This is a genomic window from Streptomyces sp. NBC_01264 (assembly GCF_026340675.1).
GTDB lineage: Bacteria > Actinomycetota > Actinomycetes > Streptomycetales > Streptomycetaceae > Streptomyces.
This window is the reverse complement of record NZ_JAPEOX010000001.1, coordinates 139,524-154,633: the sequence shown is the minus strand read 5'-3', so window position 1 is coordinate 154,633 and position 15,110 is coordinate 139,524. Positions and strand designations below refer to the sequence as shown.

General features: G+C 67.8%; 15 protein-coding genes and 7 pseudogenes. 11 read left to right on the top strand and 11 right to left on the bottom strand.

All coding sequences use genetic code 11. From position 1 onward, the window contains the following. Positions 1 to 20: 20 nt before the first annotated feature. Positions 21 to 899, top strand: a pseudogene (locus tag OG435_RS00855) (IS3 family transposase); the annotation flags it as partial. Positions 900 to 1,072: 173 nt separating this feature from the next. Here the strand turns inward: OG435_RS00855 and OG435_RS00850 are convergent. Then, the gene (locus OG435_RS00850; protein WP_266874785.1) at positions 1,073 to 1,843 is read right to left on the bottom strand and encodes a 2OG-Fe dioxygenase family protein; all 771 of its coding nucleotides are present in this window, start codon (positions 1,841 to 1,843) and stop codon (positions 1,073 to 1,075) included. A gap of 252 nt (positions 1,844 to 2,095) precedes the next feature. After that, positions 2,096 to 2,545 carry a TIGR03618 family F420-dependent PPOX class oxidoreductase gene (locus OG435_RS00845; protein ID WP_266874784.1) on the bottom strand — a complete coding sequence of 150 codons (450 nt, stop codon included), beginning with the start codon at positions 2,543 to 2,545 and terminating at the stop codon, positions 2,096 to 2,098. A gap of 52 nt (positions 2,546 to 2,597) precedes the next feature. Between OG435_RS00845 and OG435_RS50615 the strand changes: the two are divergent. After that, a pseudogene (locus tag OG435_RS50615) lies at positions 2,598 to 2,900 on the top strand (IS110 family transposase); the annotation flags it as partial. 45 nt (positions 2,901 to 2,945) lie between these two features. On the opposite strand, the gene OG435_RS00835 reads toward OG435_RS50615, so the two are convergent. Next, complete coding sequence (locus tag OG435_RS00835; protein WP_266874783.1) at positions 2,946 to 4,424, bottom strand: MFS transporter; 1,479 nt, start codon at positions 4,422 to 4,424, stop codon at positions 2,946 to 2,948. Positions 4,425 to 4,890: 466 nt separating this feature from the next. On the opposite strand from OG435_RS00835, the gene OG435_RS00830 reads away from it, so the two are divergent. The 3 genes and pseudogenes from OG435_RS00830 to OG435_RS00820 all read left to right on the top strand — a co-directional run bounded on the left by OG435_RS00830 (position 4,891) and on the right by OG435_RS00820 (position 7,117). After that, positions 4,891 to 5,196: a transposase gene (locus OG435_RS00830; RefSeq protein ID WP_266874782.1), complete on the top strand. Its 306-nt coding sequence runs from the start codon at positions 4,891 to 4,893 to the stop codon at positions 5,194 to 5,196. 35 nt (positions 5,197 to 5,231) lie between these two features. Beyond that, positions 5,232 to 6,110: pseudogene (locus OG435_RS00825) on the top strand (IS3 family transposase); the annotation flags it as partial. Between the two features lie 275 nt (positions 6,111 to 6,385). After that, a complete protein-coding gene (locus OG435_RS00820; RefSeq protein WP_266874781.1) occupies positions 6,386 to 7,117 on the top strand; it encodes a DsbA family protein in 732 nt (243 codons plus the stop codon). 227 nt (positions 7,118 to 7,344) lie between these two features. On the opposite strand, the gene OG435_RS00815 is transcribed toward OG435_RS00820, so the two are convergent. From OG435_RS00815 to OG435_RS00800, 4 genes are all read right to left on the bottom strand, one after another. Continuing rightward, positions 7,345 to 7,533, bottom strand: coding sequence for a hypothetical protein (locus tag OG435_RS00815; protein WP_266874780.1), 189 nt, complete (start codon positions 7,531 to 7,533; stop codon positions 7,345 to 7,347). A 206-nt stretch (positions 7,534 to 7,739) separates the two neighbouring features. Next, a complete protein-coding gene (locus OG435_RS00810) occupies positions 7,740 to 7,937 on the bottom strand; it encodes a hypothetical protein (protein WP_266874779.1) in 198 nt (65 codons plus the stop codon). A 28-nt stretch (positions 7,938 to 7,965) separates the two neighbouring features. Continuing rightward, positions 7,966 to 8,313, bottom strand: a complete 348-nt coding sequence (locus OG435_RS00805; protein WP_266874778.1) for a hypothetical protein — start codon at positions 8,311 to 8,313, stop codon at positions 7,966 to 7,968. Further along, positions 8,310 to 8,771: an ISAs1 family transposase gene (locus OG435_RS00800; protein ID WP_266874777.1), complete on the bottom strand. Its 462-nt coding sequence runs from the start codon at positions 8,769 to 8,771 to the stop codon at positions 8,310 to 8,312. The genes OG435_RS00805 and OG435_RS00800 overlap by 4 nt, the downstream gene beginning before the upstream one ends. Between OG435_RS00800 and OG435_RS00795 the strand changes: the two genes are divergently transcribed. Further along, positions 8,746 to 8,964 (top strand): hypothetical protein, encoded by a 219-nt coding sequence (locus OG435_RS00795; protein WP_266874776.1) that lies wholly within the window; start codon positions 8,746 to 8,748, stop codon positions 8,962 to 8,964. The two genes, OG435_RS00800 and OG435_RS00795, sit on opposite strands and share 26 nt — an antisense overlap. Here OG435_RS00795 and OG435_RS00790 read toward each other — a convergent pair. Further along, the gene (locus OG435_RS00790; RefSeq protein WP_266874775.1) at positions 8,940 to 9,911 is read right to left on the bottom strand and encodes a terpene synthase family protein; all 972 of its coding nucleotides are present in this window, start codon (positions 9,909 to 9,911) and stop codon (positions 8,940 to 8,942) included. The genes OG435_RS00795 and OG435_RS00790 overlap by 25 nt on opposite strands. 430 nt (positions 9,912 to 10,341) lie before the next feature. Between OG435_RS00790 and OG435_RS00785 the strand changes: the two genes are divergently transcribed. Continuing rightward, complete coding sequence (locus OG435_RS00785; protein ID WP_266874774.1) at positions 10,342 to 10,545, top strand: helix-turn-helix domain-containing protein; 204 nt, start codon at positions 10,342 to 10,344, stop codon at positions 10,543 to 10,545. A 626-nt stretch (positions 10,546 to 11,171) separates the two neighbouring features. Here the strand turns inward: OG435_RS00785 and OG435_RS50035 are convergent. After that, positions 11,172 to 12,055 (bottom strand): annotated as a pseudogene (locus OG435_RS50035) (IS110 family transposase). Here OG435_RS50035 and OG435_RS50610 point away from each other — a divergent pair. From OG435_RS50610 to OG435_RS00770, 4 genes and pseudogenes are all read left to right on the top strand, one after another. Next, on the top strand, positions 12,012 to 12,308 hold the full coding sequence (locus OG435_RS50610; protein WP_430625789.1) for a hypothetical protein: 297 nt from the start codon (positions 12,012 to 12,014) through the stop codon (positions 12,306 to 12,308). The pseudogene OG435_RS50035 and the gene OG435_RS50610 overlap by 44 nt on opposite strands. Positions 12,309 to 12,494: 186 nt before the next feature. Then, positions 12,495 to 12,824, top strand: a pseudogene (locus tag OG435_RS50605) (DDE-type integrase/transposase/recombinase); the annotation flags it as partial. 62 nt (positions 12,825 to 12,886) lie between these two features. Then, positions 12,887 to 13,129, top strand: coding sequence for an integrase core domain-containing protein (locus tag OG435_RS50600; RefSeq protein WP_430625549.1), 243 nt, complete (start codon positions 12,887 to 12,889; stop codon positions 13,127 to 13,129). A gap of 29 nt (positions 13,130 to 13,158) precedes the next feature. Continuing rightward, positions 13,159 to 13,290, top strand: a pseudogene (locus tag OG435_RS00770) (IS6 family transposase); the annotation flags it as partial. A 59-nt stretch (positions 13,291 to 13,349) separates the two neighbouring features. On the opposite strand, the pseudogene OG435_RS00765 reads toward OG435_RS00770, so the two are convergent. Further along, positions 13,350 to 13,847: pseudogene (locus OG435_RS00765) on the bottom strand (IS5/IS1182 family transposase); the annotation flags it as partial. 149 nt (positions 13,848 to 13,996) lie between these two features. Continuing rightward, positions 13,997 to 15,064: an IS630 family transposase gene (locus OG435_RS00760; protein WP_430625738.1), complete on the bottom strand. Its 1,068-nt coding sequence runs from the start codon at positions 15,062 to 15,064 to the stop codon at positions 13,997 to 13,999. Between the last annotated feature and the right edge of the window lie 46 nt (positions 15,065 to 15,110).

Here is a 15,110-nt window from a genome sequence, read left to right as displayed (position 1 = left end):
ACGCGTTCGTCGACGCGGAGAAGGCCGGCCCCGAACGCCCTGACGGCTACAGTGTCTCGCTGTTGTGCCGGGCCCTGGAGATCTCCCGCTCCGGCTACTACGCCTACCTCGCCGCCCGTCCGGCCGCCGCCGTCACAGCGCGCGAGGAGGACGAGCTGGTGGCCGAGATCCGGCAGGTCCACGAGGAATCCCGTCGTGCCTACGGCGCCCCGAGGATCACCGCGGCCCTGCGCCGAAAGGGCCGGAGGGTCAACCGGAAGAAGGTCGAGCGGCTGATGCGCGAGCACGACATCCGCGGGATTACCCGCCGCAAGCGCCGAAACCTCACCAAGGCAGACCGCAGGGCGGCACCCTCCCCGGACCTGGTCGGACGCGACTTCACCGCGGCTGAGCCGGGCACGAAGCTGGTCTCGGACATCACGTACCTGCCGACGCTCGCCGGCTGGTGGTATCTGGCGACCGTCATCGACCTGGCCACTCGCGAGGTGATCGGGTACGCGATGGCCGACCACCACCGCGCCGAGCTCGTCACCGGCGCCCTGAAAATGGCCGCCGGCCGCGGCGCCCTCAAGCCGGGCTGTATCGCCCACTCGGACCGCGGATCTGAATACACATCAGGCGAATACCGCACGCTCATATGGGAGTTGAACCTGAGACAGAGCATGGGCAGAACGGGCTCATGTTACGATAACGCCGCAGCCGAAAGCTTTTTCGGATTGCTGAAAGCGGAGATCGGGACCACCGTCTGGGAGTCCCACGAGGCGGCCCGCGCCGACGTCTTCCGCTTCATCGAGGCCGAATACAACCGCACGCGGCTGCGCAAGCACCCCGTGTATGGCTACGTCACCCCACTCGAAACCAGAGCGCTGGCGACCCACGACCTCACCCCCGCAGCGTAACCACCCGCTGTCCAGGTTCAGGGGGGAACTTCACCCTGATCAGCGGTCTGTCGATACTTCCGGAGCCGGTGACACCACCTCGCAAACCATCAACGACGGGGAGAGAAAGGCATGCCAACTCCGGAGGTCGGGCGCCCCCTTGCGGGGCAACCAAAACTGTAGTGGGGGCGATGTCACAGCTGGGGGACGTACGGGGCGATGCCGATGATGAGGATGGACCGTTCGCCCGGCCCGGGCTCGGAGCCCGCTCGGACCGGGCCGACGTAGTGGCTGACCTTGTGGTCGTGGACGGCGTACCCGTCCAGTGGGTCGGTGAGGGTGAAGCGCGCGTGGATGTCCGTCCACGGGTCCTCGGGTTGCAGGCCCGCACTGCCCGGCGTGGCGATGACGTTCTGCCCGCCGGTGACGTTGGTACGGCTGATCAGGTGAGCGAAAGTGAACGTGCTGGCCGAACCTCCGTCCTGGTGCAGGCAGTCCGGGGAGGAAACGGCGTCCTGACCGAGATGGTCGACGCCGAGCCTGATCAGGTGGACACCGGCCCACAGCGGCCGTCTCCCCAGATCCTTCAGCGACAGCACCTGGTCGATGTCCCAGCGCAGGAGTCGCAGCAGCAGAGCGTTGCCGCGCAGCGCCTCGGGGATGCCGGGGAGCACGCGCCCTGTCCGCGGGTGGGTAGGGTCGTCATCGCCCTGGGAGAAGTCGGTGACCGTACCGTGCACGGGGTCGGGGGTTCCCGGAATCCAGGACAGTTCGTCCTTCCACGGCAGGTACACGGCGTGGGAGTACCGGCGGAACCGATTCGTTCCCGGCGCGTACGGGTCGGGTGGCAGAGCCGTGCAGACCTCCCCGATCCCGGCCAAGTCCCTCGCCGTGGAGCCGGTCGGGACGATACCGAGTTGCTCCGCGCCGTAGCGGGCGAACCCGCGCTCGCGCAGACCGTTCAACCTGTCACCCAGAGCACCCGCATCAGAGTGCGACCGTCGCCGGGTATCAGTCTCCACGTCTTCCTCCCACAAGGTCACCACCCGGAGCGTGGCGCCCACGGCTCGTGCCGACCTTACGCACACCCTGAGCCGCGCCGATCCGCCCGGTGGACATCTCGCGCGGCCGGACGGGAGAGACGGAGCTGCGCGTGTGCGGCCATGACGAGCCAGGCCCAGCGGAAGAAGGCCCGCCAGCACCGGTCTACCAGTCATTCAGGGAGTAGGGACGGGGCCGCCGGGCCGGAACCGCTCCACCCCTACGATGTGCCGCACCTTGAGTGGGCGCACGATCACCGAAACTCGCTGTTCCCCCGGCATGAGCCATTCGTAGCGCTCTTTGCCCAGGTACTTGCGGGCCAGCTGGTCCATCCGATCGTGTGCCTCTTGACCGTTGATGAACCGGGCTACGACACCGCTGATTTGCACTCGGTCGAGGGGCTTGGTGGCGTCCGCGTGCGACAGATAGACGCGGGGGTCGAGGCGCAGGTTTTCCTCCTTCACCCGGCCCACTGAGGTGGTGAACGTCAGCTCCCGCTCACCCTCCAGATCCACCCACATCGGGCTGACCTGAGGTGCTCCGTCGGCGAACACGGTGCCGACGTACCAGATGTTGGGGGCTTGTAGCCGGGCTCGGACAGCATCGTCGAATGTCACAGCAGTCATTCTGTGAAGCTAGCAACCATGCGCGGCGCGACAGCTAGAACTGAGAAAACCCACGCTGGCCCGGATCCGCCGGGGGTTCAGGAACCTGCGCGCGAAGACGGGCACGCCAGCCGGTGCACCGAAACCCACCAGGCCCGGCCCCGGCCGGCCGCTTCGGGCCAACGACGGATACCGAGGCGAGGGAGAGACCGACGCCCGCGATGTACTCGTGATCGCCGACCAGGCACGCATCCGCCGCGAACTCAAGCCGATGCGGCCCACCGACGAGGCCACCATCGAGCTGAAGACTCACGAACCGCCGCACGGAGGTCCCTTCCGGGACCCCGGTGCCGCCGCCGAGGTCGAGGACGGCTGAGGGCCCGGGTCCCGGCCGATGTGCCGGCCGGGATCTGGGGGTGGCTCAGTGGGCCTGGTTGTCGGCCTGTTTGGGGAGGCAGAACATCAGGGCCCACATCAGGGCGAGGAGGCCGCAGACCCACCACAGCACGGTGACGAACGCGTCGCGGTTGGCCGCGCCGTCGGGGGAGCCGCCGGTGATGGCGAAGAACACCACGGCGGTGAGCGCGGTGCCCAGCGCGATGCCCAGGTGAATGGCGGTGTTGAACAGGCCCGAGGCCGAGCCGGCGTCCTCGTGCGGGACCCCGGCCAGCGACAGATCGGCGAGCGGGCCGGAGACCATGCCCAGGCCGAAGCCGATCAGCACCACCGGAGGGGTCATCGCCAGCAGGGTCAGATCGGCCTGGTGGCTGCCGGTCTGGAGCCCGTAGGCGGACATCGCAGCGGTCGCGATGAGGGCTCCGGCCTGCGGCAGACGGCGGGCGAAACGTCCTGCGGTCTTCGCCGCGATGGTCGCGCCGCCCAGTTCTCCCACGGAGAGCAGCACGAAGGCCACGGCCGCCTCCAGCGGGCTCAGTCCCAGTCCGCGCTGCAGGTACAGCGTCCAGGTCATGAAGAACAGGCCGCACAGCAGGCCGTGCATCAGGTCCGCGGCCATGCCCCCGGAGAACTGCCTGACCCGGAAGAGGGACAGGGTCACCAGCGGGGCGTTGTCCTGCCTGCGCCGCTGGTGGCGCAGGCAGACGCCGAGGACCAGGACGCCGGCGGCGAGCATGGCGAAGCACCACAGCGGCCATCGGTGGGCGTGGCCCTCGGTGAGCGGGAAGAGGATCAGGACGATGGCCAGGCCGGACAGCAGCATGCCGGCCAGGTCGAGGCGGTCGGCCTTGCGGAGGGTCGACTCGGGGATGAATGTGCGTCCGAGGAGGAGTACGGCCAGCCCGACGGGCACGTTGACCAGGAAGATCGGCCGCCAGGACAGCCCGAACAGGTCGGCCTGGGTGAGTACGCCGCCCAGGACCGGGCCCAGGACGTTGGCGATGGCCAGGACGGCCCCGTACAGGCCGAATGCCTTGCTGCGATTGTGGCCTTCGAAGGTGACGTGCATGGTCGCCAGGACCTGCGGGATCATCACGGCCACGCCGACGCCCTGGAGCAGGCGGGCGCCGATCAGCACGCCCGGGCCGGTGGCCAGTGCGCACAGCAGGGAGGCGGCGGTGAACACGACGGTGCCGATGAGCAGGATCCTGCGGCGGCCGTAGATGTCACCGAGCCGTCCGCCGGTGATCAGCCCGACGGCGACAGGGAGGGAATAGGCGGTGGTCAGCCACTGCACCGCGACCGATCCGGCACCGGTCGACTCCTGGATGGCCGGCAGCGCGGTCAGGACGACCGACTGGTCGAGCATGTTCATCAGCTCGGCGGTCAGCAGCACCAGGAGCGCGATCCAGGCCGCCAGGGCCATTTTCGGGGGGTGGGGTGCTGGGTGGTTCGAGTGCCGGGTGGTGTGCTCTGGCTCGTTGTCGAGCGCGGAGGAAGACACGAGGGGAAACTCCTGATCCAAAAGGAATCGGGGAGCCCTGCCGACAGCCGCACCGGGGCCGGAAAACACGAAACCCGGGGCAGACGGCAGAGCTGCACCCGGGAAGAAAACTGCGGGGAACGGTGACGCAACTCAGGCCAGCGCGACGTCCGCCCCCGGACACGTGCGACAACACAGCACGCGGGGAACACGGACGACTACATGGCCTGGTTAATAAAAAGTCACCCCAAGATCGACACACAGAAGGAACAGGAAATCCGGTCACTGCCACCGAAACCTCGGCACAGGAACCCCGCCACGATACGACACCCAGGGCGTGGTCGTTTGTTCCCGCAGCATCCGGCAACCCGCCACTGCGGGGCCGTCGGTGATCTAGCTCGTCGTTTGACGCATAGCTGAAGTTCCCCCTCTGAGCTGGACAGCCTGATACTGGGACGGACAGTCCCGGAGGAAGCAGTCCCAGGTAGTGAGCAAGAAGAGCAACACGAGCAAGCGGTACACGGCCGAGTTCAAGCGCGACGCGGTGGCCCTGGTGCACTCGTCGGGCAAGACGGTCACCGAGGTCGCCCGGGAGATTGGCGTGAGCCCCGAGGGACTGCGTAACTGGGTCAACCAGGACAAGACCGACCGCGGCCAGGGGCCGGCGGGCGCGCTGACCACGGCCGAGCGCGAGGAGCTGGCGCGCCTGCGCCGCAAGGTCCGCGAGATGGAACAGACCATCGAGGTACTGGGAAAAGCGACCGCCTTCTTCGCGAACCGCAAGACGAAGTAGACGCAGCCACGCGCTACGCGTTCGTCGACGCGGAGAAGGCCGGCCCCGAACGCCCTGACGGCTACAGTGTCTCGCTGTTGTGCCGGGCCCTGGAGATCTCCCGCTCCGGCTACTACGCCTACCTCGCCGCCCGTCCGGCCGCCGCCGTCACAGCGCGCGAGGAGGACGAGCTGGTGGCCGAGATCCGGCAGGTCCACGAGGAATCCCGTCGTGCCTACGGCGCCCCGAGGATCACCGCGGCCCTGCGCCGAAAGGGCCGGAGGGTCAACCGGAAGAAGGTCGAGCGGCTGATGCGCGAGCACGACATCCGCGGGATTACCCGCCGCAAGCGCCGAAACCTCACCAAGGCAGACCGCAGGGCGGCACCCTCCCCGGACCTGGTCGGACGCGACTTCACCGCGGCTGAGCCGGGCACGAAGCTGGTCTCGGACATCACGTACCTGCCGACGCTCGCCGGCTGGTGGTATCTGGCGACCGTCATCGACCTGGCCACTCGCGAGGTGATCGGGTACGCGATGGCCGACCACCACCGCGCCGAGCTCGTCACCGGCGCCCTGAAAATGGCCGCCGGCCGCGGCGCCCTCAAGCCGGGCTGTATCGCCCACTCGGACCGCGGATCTGAATACACATCAGGCGAATACCGCACGCTCATATGGGAGTTGAACCTGAGACAGAGCATGGGCAGAACGGGCTCATGTTACGATAACGCCGCAGCCGAAAGCTTTTTCGGATTGCTGAAAGCGGAGATCGGGACCACCGTCTGGGAGTCCCACGAGGCGGCCCGCGCCGACGTCTTCCGCTTCATCGAGGTCGAATACAACCGCACGCGGCTGCGCAAGCACCCCGTGTATGGCTACGTCACCCCACTCGAAACCAGAGCGCTGGCGACCCACGACCTCACCCCCGCAGCGTAACCACCCGCTGTCCAGGTTCAGGGGGGAACTTCATAGCCGACAAGGCCGAACGGCAGTGTGGGAAGACCGAGGCCACGTCGAGCGGCCGCGGCGGCGTAGTGCGAATATCGTTCACAGCGCCGATCCTGCCGGCATCATCTGACACCGGGTGATCACCCACCGGGCGGCCAGGGTTCCCCGATATCCAGGTCCGCCGTGCCGTAGTACGAAACCACGGCGCGACCTGTGACCTGCAGAGCCTAGAGTCTGCACCCACAAGGGGAGGGAACCAGCAGGTGAGAGGTATACGAGCACTGGCCGCCACGCCGACGGTGGCCGCCATCGCCGTCGTCATGACGGCCGGCTGCGCGCAGACAGCGCTGTCCACTAACGCCAAGAACGCAAACACACCTCGCCCGGTGCCGTACGCGGTAGTCGGCGAGCTGCCGGAGACGCTGGCCGCGGACGGCACCACGATCGTGGTGGGAGACCCGGCCGCGGCCACCACGGTCCGGCTGTACGAGGACCCGCGCTGCCCGTACGTGGACGAGTTCGCGAGCGGAGCGCCGGTGCTCCGCTCGATGACGCTGCGCCGTGAAGCCAGGACCGAGTACACCTTCGCGTCCTTCAGGGACGACCGCGTGGGTGGTGACGGCTCGAACAAGGCGGTCAACGCCCTGCGCGCAGCGCTGGAGGCCGGCCTGTTCACCGAGTACCACGCGGTGCTGTTGGAGAACATGGCAAAGAGCGAGCGCGCTGGTGGGTACACCAACAACTCTCTTCTGGCTCTGGCCGACCAGGTCCCCGGTCTGCGGAGCGAGGCCTTCGACTCCGCGGTGGCGACGATGAAGTACAGCGGCTTCGTCGTCGCATCGGAGAAGGCGTACGAGGCCGCCGGCGGCGATGACCCCCGCGGGCCCGGCACTCCCACGGTCGTCATCAACGGCACCCAGATCACCGGTGCCCGGTACGGATGGCTCTTCGAGGAGAGGTCCTTCGGCCGCCTTCTGAGGTCTGCGCGCGGCTAGAAACCCGGCGGCACCGGCACCGGCTCAACACACGGCGCCCGGCAGTTACACCGAGTCGCAAAGCCCGCCCGGCTCCGCGTGCGGGGCGTGATACTGACCGGCGGCTCGGCAGGGACGCGAAGTGCGACGCCGTCTGTAAGGCCGGTCTTCGGTGCCTGAGCCTCCGCAACACAGGCCCGTTCCCACGCCCCGCAACAGGTTGCCGCTGAGCTCGGGGTGAAGGTGGATCAGTCGCCTGTGCCCACAGTCGCTCTCCTCGCCACCGGAGGGCAAGTCTCGGCAGCCTGCTCCGCAGCCACGATCCGGTTGTGGAGGATCTCCCCGCCGACCAGCAGCGACCGGGTGACGGGGGAACGCCCCCGCTGCCGGTAGGCGCTGTCGGCGGTGGAGCCCAGGACGTCCAGCGCCCGGTCCACAGCCCCGTCCCACCCGTCGCCCTACGCCGGGCCCCAACCGAGCAGCTCCTCCACCCAGCAGTGCGCTCCGCGGCGGCTCCGGCCTCCATCGCGCCGACGAGTTCGTCTGCTTCGTCTGGCTCCGGCCCGGCGGCCGCGAGGACCACGTGGATCTTCATTCGGGCGTTGACCGCCATGTGTGCTGTGCGGCCCTCCGTGTTCCGCTTCTACAGGATGTTGTAGGCCTGGAAGCCGCAGCCGATCTTCACGGGCTTCTGGAAGGGTGCGGAGGCGTTCCCCGTGCCCGCGTACCGGTACAGCTCCCCGTTCGGCTTCCGCGCGACGAGGTCGGTCTTGCTGTCACCGGTCAGGTCGCCCTGTCCGGCGATCTGGGTGTCTCGGCGACCCAGGCAGGGCTGTTCCAAAGTCGTTTGATCTTGGTGTAGTTGCTGGTCAGGGGACGATGCCGAGGAGGTCGAGGGGGCGGGTGAAGGGCTCGTAGGACATCTCGCGGAGGCCGGCGGCGATGCTGGTGTGGCCGTGTTCGCGGAGCTTGTTGATCGCGAGGTTGCGCAGGGTGGCCATGTTGGCCGGGCCGTGCCCGGTCCGGATCCTGGAGGCGTCCTCGGTGAACGTGACGTCTCTGACGTGGTGGACGGCCTCGATGCCCCACTGTGACCTGGCGATACGACCGATGACCTGCGGTGATGCCTCGCGTGCCGTCATATCCGTGATCGCATAGATGGTCTGCCGGGTGACCTTGCCGGTCTTCAGGTCCGTGCGGTGCCGAAGGATCTTCACCGCTTGGACCACGTACGGGAAGTCCAGGTGAAGGCTGGTGACGGTGAGCGTGCGCACACCGAGCGGGTCTCGTGCCGTCCGTGGCCGCGCCCGCGGTCGTAGCGGCGGGCGGTCACCTCCTTCCACGGCAGAGCCTTGAGCGCTGCGTGCAGGTTCGGCTGGTTTCCCTTGACCACGAACAGGTAGTGCGCCTTCTTCACCTCCACCAGCCATTTCGCGTGCTCGCGCTGGGTGTGCAGGGCGTCCGCGGTCACCGTGGTGCCGCCCAGGTCGAACGGGGCCAGCAGGGCGGTGAACGCGGAGATCTCGTTGGTCTTGTCCGGTACCCGCAGCTGGCTGACGGTCCCGCCGGCGGCCGTGACGGCGGACAGCAGGTGGGCGGCGGGCGCGGTCGAGACCGGGCGGCGGGCCCGCGCCGGTAGGATGGCTTTCGTGCCCGGCCCGTGGACCGCCCTCAAGGTCCCGCATCTGCCCCTCGAAACCGTCAAGCTCCGCCCCCACGGGGTCTCCGTCGGACGTTCGGAGCCGGAGATGCCGTTCCTGCGCCTGCTGTCCCCGGTCCCGCCGCACGAACTGTTCGCCGAAGCCAGGCGCGCGACCCGTCAGGGGACGGCCCCGCTCTGCCGCTATGCCCCGGCCGAGGCCGGCTGAGTGCGTCCCGATCGCCTTGCGGTCACCTGAAGTTCCCCACCGGTGAACACGCCCTCGAAACCGCCCCCGTGGAACCGGGGCGACGTCTGGTGGTAGCGCAGGTTCCCCGCGCTGATGTCCTCCAGGCGGTCGCAGTACTCATCGGCTTCCGGTGTGAGGGCCCAGCGCGAGCGGAGAGCGACGTACTGCCGTTCCGTCTCCTCGATCGTCTCGACGAGTTTGTTCAGCGCTTCCTGTATGCCCAGGCCGTAGACGTGTTGCAGCACCGAAACGGCCTGAACGTGTTCCTTCTTCCCGTTCCTGTCGTTCCATTCCTTCCGGAACGAGTACAGGTCGTTGACGAGGCAGCTGTGATGCGCCGTCAGCCGGTCGAGTTCACTCCGCTCGGCCGAATCCCATTCCTCTGCGGAAAGGTTTCGCTCCAGCAGCGCGGGAATCGTCGCGGTGAACAGCGGGACGCCGAAGTTGACGTGCCGGTACTCCAGATACTCTCCCCACCCCATGCGGGGCGACCGGATCGCGTGGTCTTCCTGGTACTGCGCCTGCGCCATGTACGCGATGCGCCGCAGGAAGTACCGGGCCAGCGACTCCGGGAGCCTCTCGGCGATCTCCATCGCCGCCGTCAGGTTGTACCGGGGCAGTCCGTCGCCCCAGTCACCGGCGGCGAACACGTCGGCGCCGTGCGACTGCCGGAAGAGCAGCATGACCGTGCGTTCCCAAAGCCGTTCGGCGCTGCCCGCGCCGCTCGTCTCGTACAGGGCCTCCTGCTTGTTCTCCATGACCGTGTAGAGCGCGTTGAAGCGGCACCAGCGGTTCAGCAGGTCACGGTCCACATCGGGGAAGCACAGCGCTGCCCACGTCGTGTAGTTGTCGGCGTGGACCGGCGCCGGCACGCGGGGATCGTCGCTGAACAGCCCGAACGCCCACGTGTTCGCGTCGGCGTCCATTTCGGCGGAGTGGTGCGGGTTGATGCGCCAGCGAAAGCTGCTCCGCACCGGGGGAATGGTGAACTTCTGGCTTCCCATGGTCTTCCTTCTCAACGCCGACGTAGACCAGAAGCTTCCCTGCGGGGCGCACGCCACACCCGTGACATGACGAAGAGCCCCGAACGGTCGGTTCGACCGTTCGGGGCCGCCGGGCCGTCGGGCCGCCTGCGGCAGTGGCGCCGCCGGTCAAGCGGCCGGGGGCGTTCCCGGTCCGACGGCACTGTCACGTTATCGACGCATGGCGTGGGCATGCCAGTGAATCTTCCGACGAAAGGGTTCCGATCGCCGTTTCTGCATAAAATCTTCCGCCGCGGAGCGGGCCCAGGCACCCAGATGTGCTGCCATGTGCACGCCATTTTTCATAATGTGACAGTGCCGGAGACATACCCCCGTGGACAAAGGCCAGCGGATCACCGGTGAGGAACGCGAGACGGTCGCCGCCCGCCTCAAGAGCGCGTATGAGAGCGGAGAATCCATCCGCAGCCTCGCCGAAGCCAACGGACGCAGCTACGGCTTCGTCCACCGCATCCTCACCGAAACCGGCATCACCCTGCGCGGACGCGGCGGAGCCCTACGCCGCCGGACCAGCGTGTAACCGGCCACCTGGCCACCGAACCCCGTCACCGCGATCGCATCCCTGTAGAGCAAGACTGACGTACCCCGGGGACGTCCGCTTCCGGGGCGTCCACACACTTCGCCACCGCAGCATCCGGCGCCAGACCCTACGCTGTCGCCCCTCCGAGGCAGACATCAGGACCACCCCGGCGTTCAAGGCACCGCCCGCGCAGACCGAAGCCCGGGGCCGGAGGAGACACCTGCGCGACGGGCCACTGCCTTCCCACCACTCTCAGTGAAGATCGTCGGTGTGAACAGTAGTGCGGTTGCCGCTAATGCGATCCGGCGGCGCCCCCCGGCCAATTGGCGTCCGCCGGTGTGTTCCACGCCGGAGAGCGCAATGGGGCCCGACCCGCTGTCCCATGTAGTTGACCAGGCGCGTTCACCGCATCTGCGGAGCATCCGAAAACAGCCGTGATGCCCGTCGGGGCCCAATAGAGCCTGTCTTTGGACGGATATGGTCGGCCCCTTCGGCAACCGCCGACACCACTCACCAGGGATGCTGTCCGGCGGTATGCGCCGAGGCAAGGGTGGCTCCACGCACCCCAGTCGCGCAGGCCTCCCCCGGCTGCATCCCTCCATGGGGCACTGATGCCCCTATGGATGTCAAGCTGCGGTTGGGGTGGGGGTGAGGAGCCGGTAGACCTCTCGTGCTAGGTAGCGTTTGAGGCATCGGATGATCTCGCGGCGTGGCTTGCCTTCGGTGAGGCGTCGTTGCAGGTAGTCCTGGGTGCGTGGGTCCCAGCGCAGGCGGGCTAGGACGGCGCGGTAGAGGACGGCGTTGGCCTGGCGGTCGCCGCCGCGGTTGAGCCGGCGGCGTTGGGTCTTGCCTGAGGACTGCTCGACGGGGCTGACTCCGCACAGGGCGGCGAACGCGGCCTCGCTGGTGAGGCGCTCGGGGTTGTCACCGGCCGCTATCAGCAGGGCCGCGGCACTGTCCGGGCCGATACCGCGGGCGTCGAGCAGATCGGGGTGGCTGGCTCGCACCGTCGCGGCTATGCGCTTGACCAGGCTCTCGATCTCCTCGGTCAGGTGCTGGATACGGTGTGCGAGCAGCCTGAGGGTGTGGGCGGGCCGCGTCGGCAGGCCCGCCGTCCTGCGTGTCGTCGAGCTGCGCGCAGCGCTTGATCAGGTGGGGGTTGGCAAGCCCGGCAAGGTTCTCGCGCAGGGCAGCTTCGGCGCAGATCAGGACGCTTTTGAGCTGGTTGATGGCCTGGGTGCGGGCCTTGACCGCGGATCCTTTCGCGAGCTTGTACAGCCGTAGCGTCTCGACCGGGCCGTCGCCGGGCGGCCTTGTCGGGCTGGTTGACCTCGGTCACCTCGATCCCTTCGGCGTTCAGGTGACGGGCCAGCGCGGCGCCGTAGGAGCCGGTGCACTCCACGCCGGCCCGCCGGAGCGTGCCGAAGGAGCGAGCCCAGGTGGTGAGCTGGCGGTAGCCTGCGGCCGTGGCGCGGAATTCGCTGATTCGCGCGGCCGCTGGTCGGCGCACGTATGCGGTTGTTGCGGCGGACGTTGGGGTGACCGGCGAGACGTTGCGGTCCTGGGTGCGTCAGGCCGATGAACAGGCCGGCCGTGTTGGTGGCCGCGGCCGTGACAGCGAGGCGGCCGAGAGTCGGGACGAGGAGCTCGTGCGGCTGCGTGCCGAGCTCGGCCGGCTACGGAAGGCCGAGAAGGAGTGGGAGCTCGAGCGGGAGATCCTGCGGCGGGCGGCCCAGTATTTCGCGAAGGAGATGAGGGCATGACCGGCCGCTGGACCTTCATCTCCGTCCACCGCGCCGACTTCGACGTGCAGCGGATATGCCGTGTCCTTCGGGTTTCGCGCTCGGGCTTTTACCGGTGGCTGGCCGGCGTCGAGGCCCGTGCGGTCCGCCGCGCGGACGACGACGCCCTGGTCGCGGAGATCCGCGAGATCCACGCCAGAACGGCTCATGCGCCGCGAGGGGATCGAGGGCTGGCACCTGCGCAGGCGCAGGCGCACCACCGTTCCCGACCGGCTCGCCCCGCCCGCCCCGGACCTGGTCCGACGCGATTTCACCGCCGGGAACCTGGACGAGAAGTGGTGCGGCGACATCACATACGTGCAGTTCGGCGGCACATGGCTCTACCTGGCTTGCGTCCTGGACATCTGCTCGCGCCGGGTACTCGGCTACTCGATGGCCACGCACATGCGGACCGAGCTGGTCACCGACGCGCTCACGATGGCGGTGGCCACCCGCGGCGGCCGGGTCGAGGGAGTGATCTTCCATGCGGACAGGGGCCCGCCCAATACACGAGCCGGGCCTTCGCTGAAATCTGCAGGTCAGCAGGGGTCCGCCAGAGCATGGGCGCCATCGGCTCCAGCGCGGACAACGCGGCTGCGGAAAGCTTCAACGCCGCCTTCAAGAGAGAGACACTCAAGGGCCGCAAGGGCTGGTCGAGCGAGCGCGAGGCCAGGCTCGACGCGTTCTGCTGGCTGACCCGATACAACACCCGACGTCGGCACTCCCGCCTCGGCCAGCGATCCCCGATCGCCTACGAGAACGCCATCCGACCAGCAGCACCTACCCTGGCCCGAGCCGCATAGACGTGTTCAAAATCCGGGGTCAAGGCCCCACCGGGATCTCACCCCACTTCCGCCCCCACCGGCACCTGATGATCGCAGGACGCCACCGCTTCGAAATGAGGGTCCGCTTCAGCATCTGGAACCACATCACCGGCGTCGCCAGCCTGCCCGCCACGGCCTGAGCAGCGGGCCACGGAAAACCTCGGCACACCCTGACGCGCCACCAAACGATCACACCACCGTACGCGTCCAGGGTGGCGGGCAGGAGAGTGTGGTCACGGATGTTCGCGGGTGCGGGCTCGGTGACCAGGGGTATTCCCTGTGCTTCGGTCAACTGCGAGCGTTTGAGGCCTTGTTTACCGCGGTCGACGGGGCTCCTGCCGGCGCACTCACCACCGGAGGGGGCCTTCGTGATGCAGCCGTCCGCGATGAGGTGGTCCAGGTCCAGGTCGATCACACGGTCGTAGGCGGACAGAACCAGCAGCCGCAGCTCCTCCATGACTCCCAGCTTGATCCACTCGTCCCGGCGGCGCCGCAGCGTCGTGGCGGAGCATTACTCGTCGGCCGCGCGTTCGTATCCGCAGCCGAAGATGAGGACCTGTACCAGGCGGTCGAAGACGACCTCGTCGGCTATCCACGGGTTGTGACAGCCCAGCGGATGACGCTCCTCACGGTCAGGCAGCAGCGCCAGGAACTGGTCGCGGACGGGCTTGAGCAGGCATGATGGGACAGCAGGCATGTACACCCCGAGTGATCATGAAGCGTGAAGAACGCCATGATCGGGGACCGTGCCTGCACCACTTCACCCACCTACTGGCGGACGCTCTAAGAGCCTGAATCCTGATAGAGCCCCCGAAAAGTTCCTAGTGTCTCGTGATCCTGTTCATGTCAGTTCGAGTTGTTATTGACAAGTTTCTTCACGTTGGTCGCGACGAGTCTGACCTTCGCAAGGATCTCGCCGGCAGTCGCGGTCCAGGTGAACGGCTTCGCCGTCGCGTTCCAGGAGCTGATGTAGTCACGGATCTGCGCGATCAGGACGTTGACGCTGGAGAACGTGCCGCGTCGGATGGACTGCCGGGTCAGGATTCCGAACCAGATCTCGATCTGGTTCAGCCACGAGGAGCCGACGGGGGTGAAATGGAAGTGGACGTGCGGGTTCTTGGCCAGCCACTCCTTGACCTCCGGGGTGGTGTGCGTGGAGAGGTTGTCCAGGACGACGTGGATGTCCTGCCCGGCGTGCGGCTTCACCGCCTTCTTCAGGAAGGCCAGGAAATCCCTGCCGTTCCGGGTCGGCTTGCACTCGCCAAGTACTTCGCCGGTGATCACGTTCAGGGCGGCGAACAGATTCGTGGTGCCGTGCCGGACGTAGTCGGCGGTGCGCTTCTCGCTCGCCGCGAAGACGACCGGCAGCACCGGCTGGGTCCGGTCCAGCGCCTGGATCTGCGTCTTCTCGTCGATCGAGAGGACCACCGCGCCGCCCGGCGGGGCCAGATACAGGCCGATCACATCGGCCACTTTCGCCGCGAACGCGGGGTCTTTCGAAAGCTTGAAGGTGCCGGAGCGGTGCGGCTTCAGGTTCTCCTCCCGCCAGATCCGCGCGATGTAGTGCCAAGACACGGTGATGTTCTCGGTCCGCCTCAGGTACTTCGCCAACTCGCGCGTGGACCAGTGCGAAAGGCCGGTGCCGTCCGGCGGCGTCATGCGCGTCAGCGCGATCACGCGGGCCCGCACCCGCGCCGGCACTTGCTCCCGGGCTCCGCCGGGCCGGTCGCCTTCCAGCCCGGCCAGTCCGAGCTCGGCATAACGCCGCTTCCAGCGGTCCACCGTCGGCAGCGATACGCCAAGCAGTTCAGCAATGTCCTTGCGGCGACGGCCTTCGCTCGACCACAGCACGATCCGGCCCCGCGTCGCTATGTCGGCGGGTACATCCCGGCTGTTCACCAACTCCCGCAACACGGCGGCCTGTTCTACGGAGAGCTCCACACCAAGCAACCCTGCCACA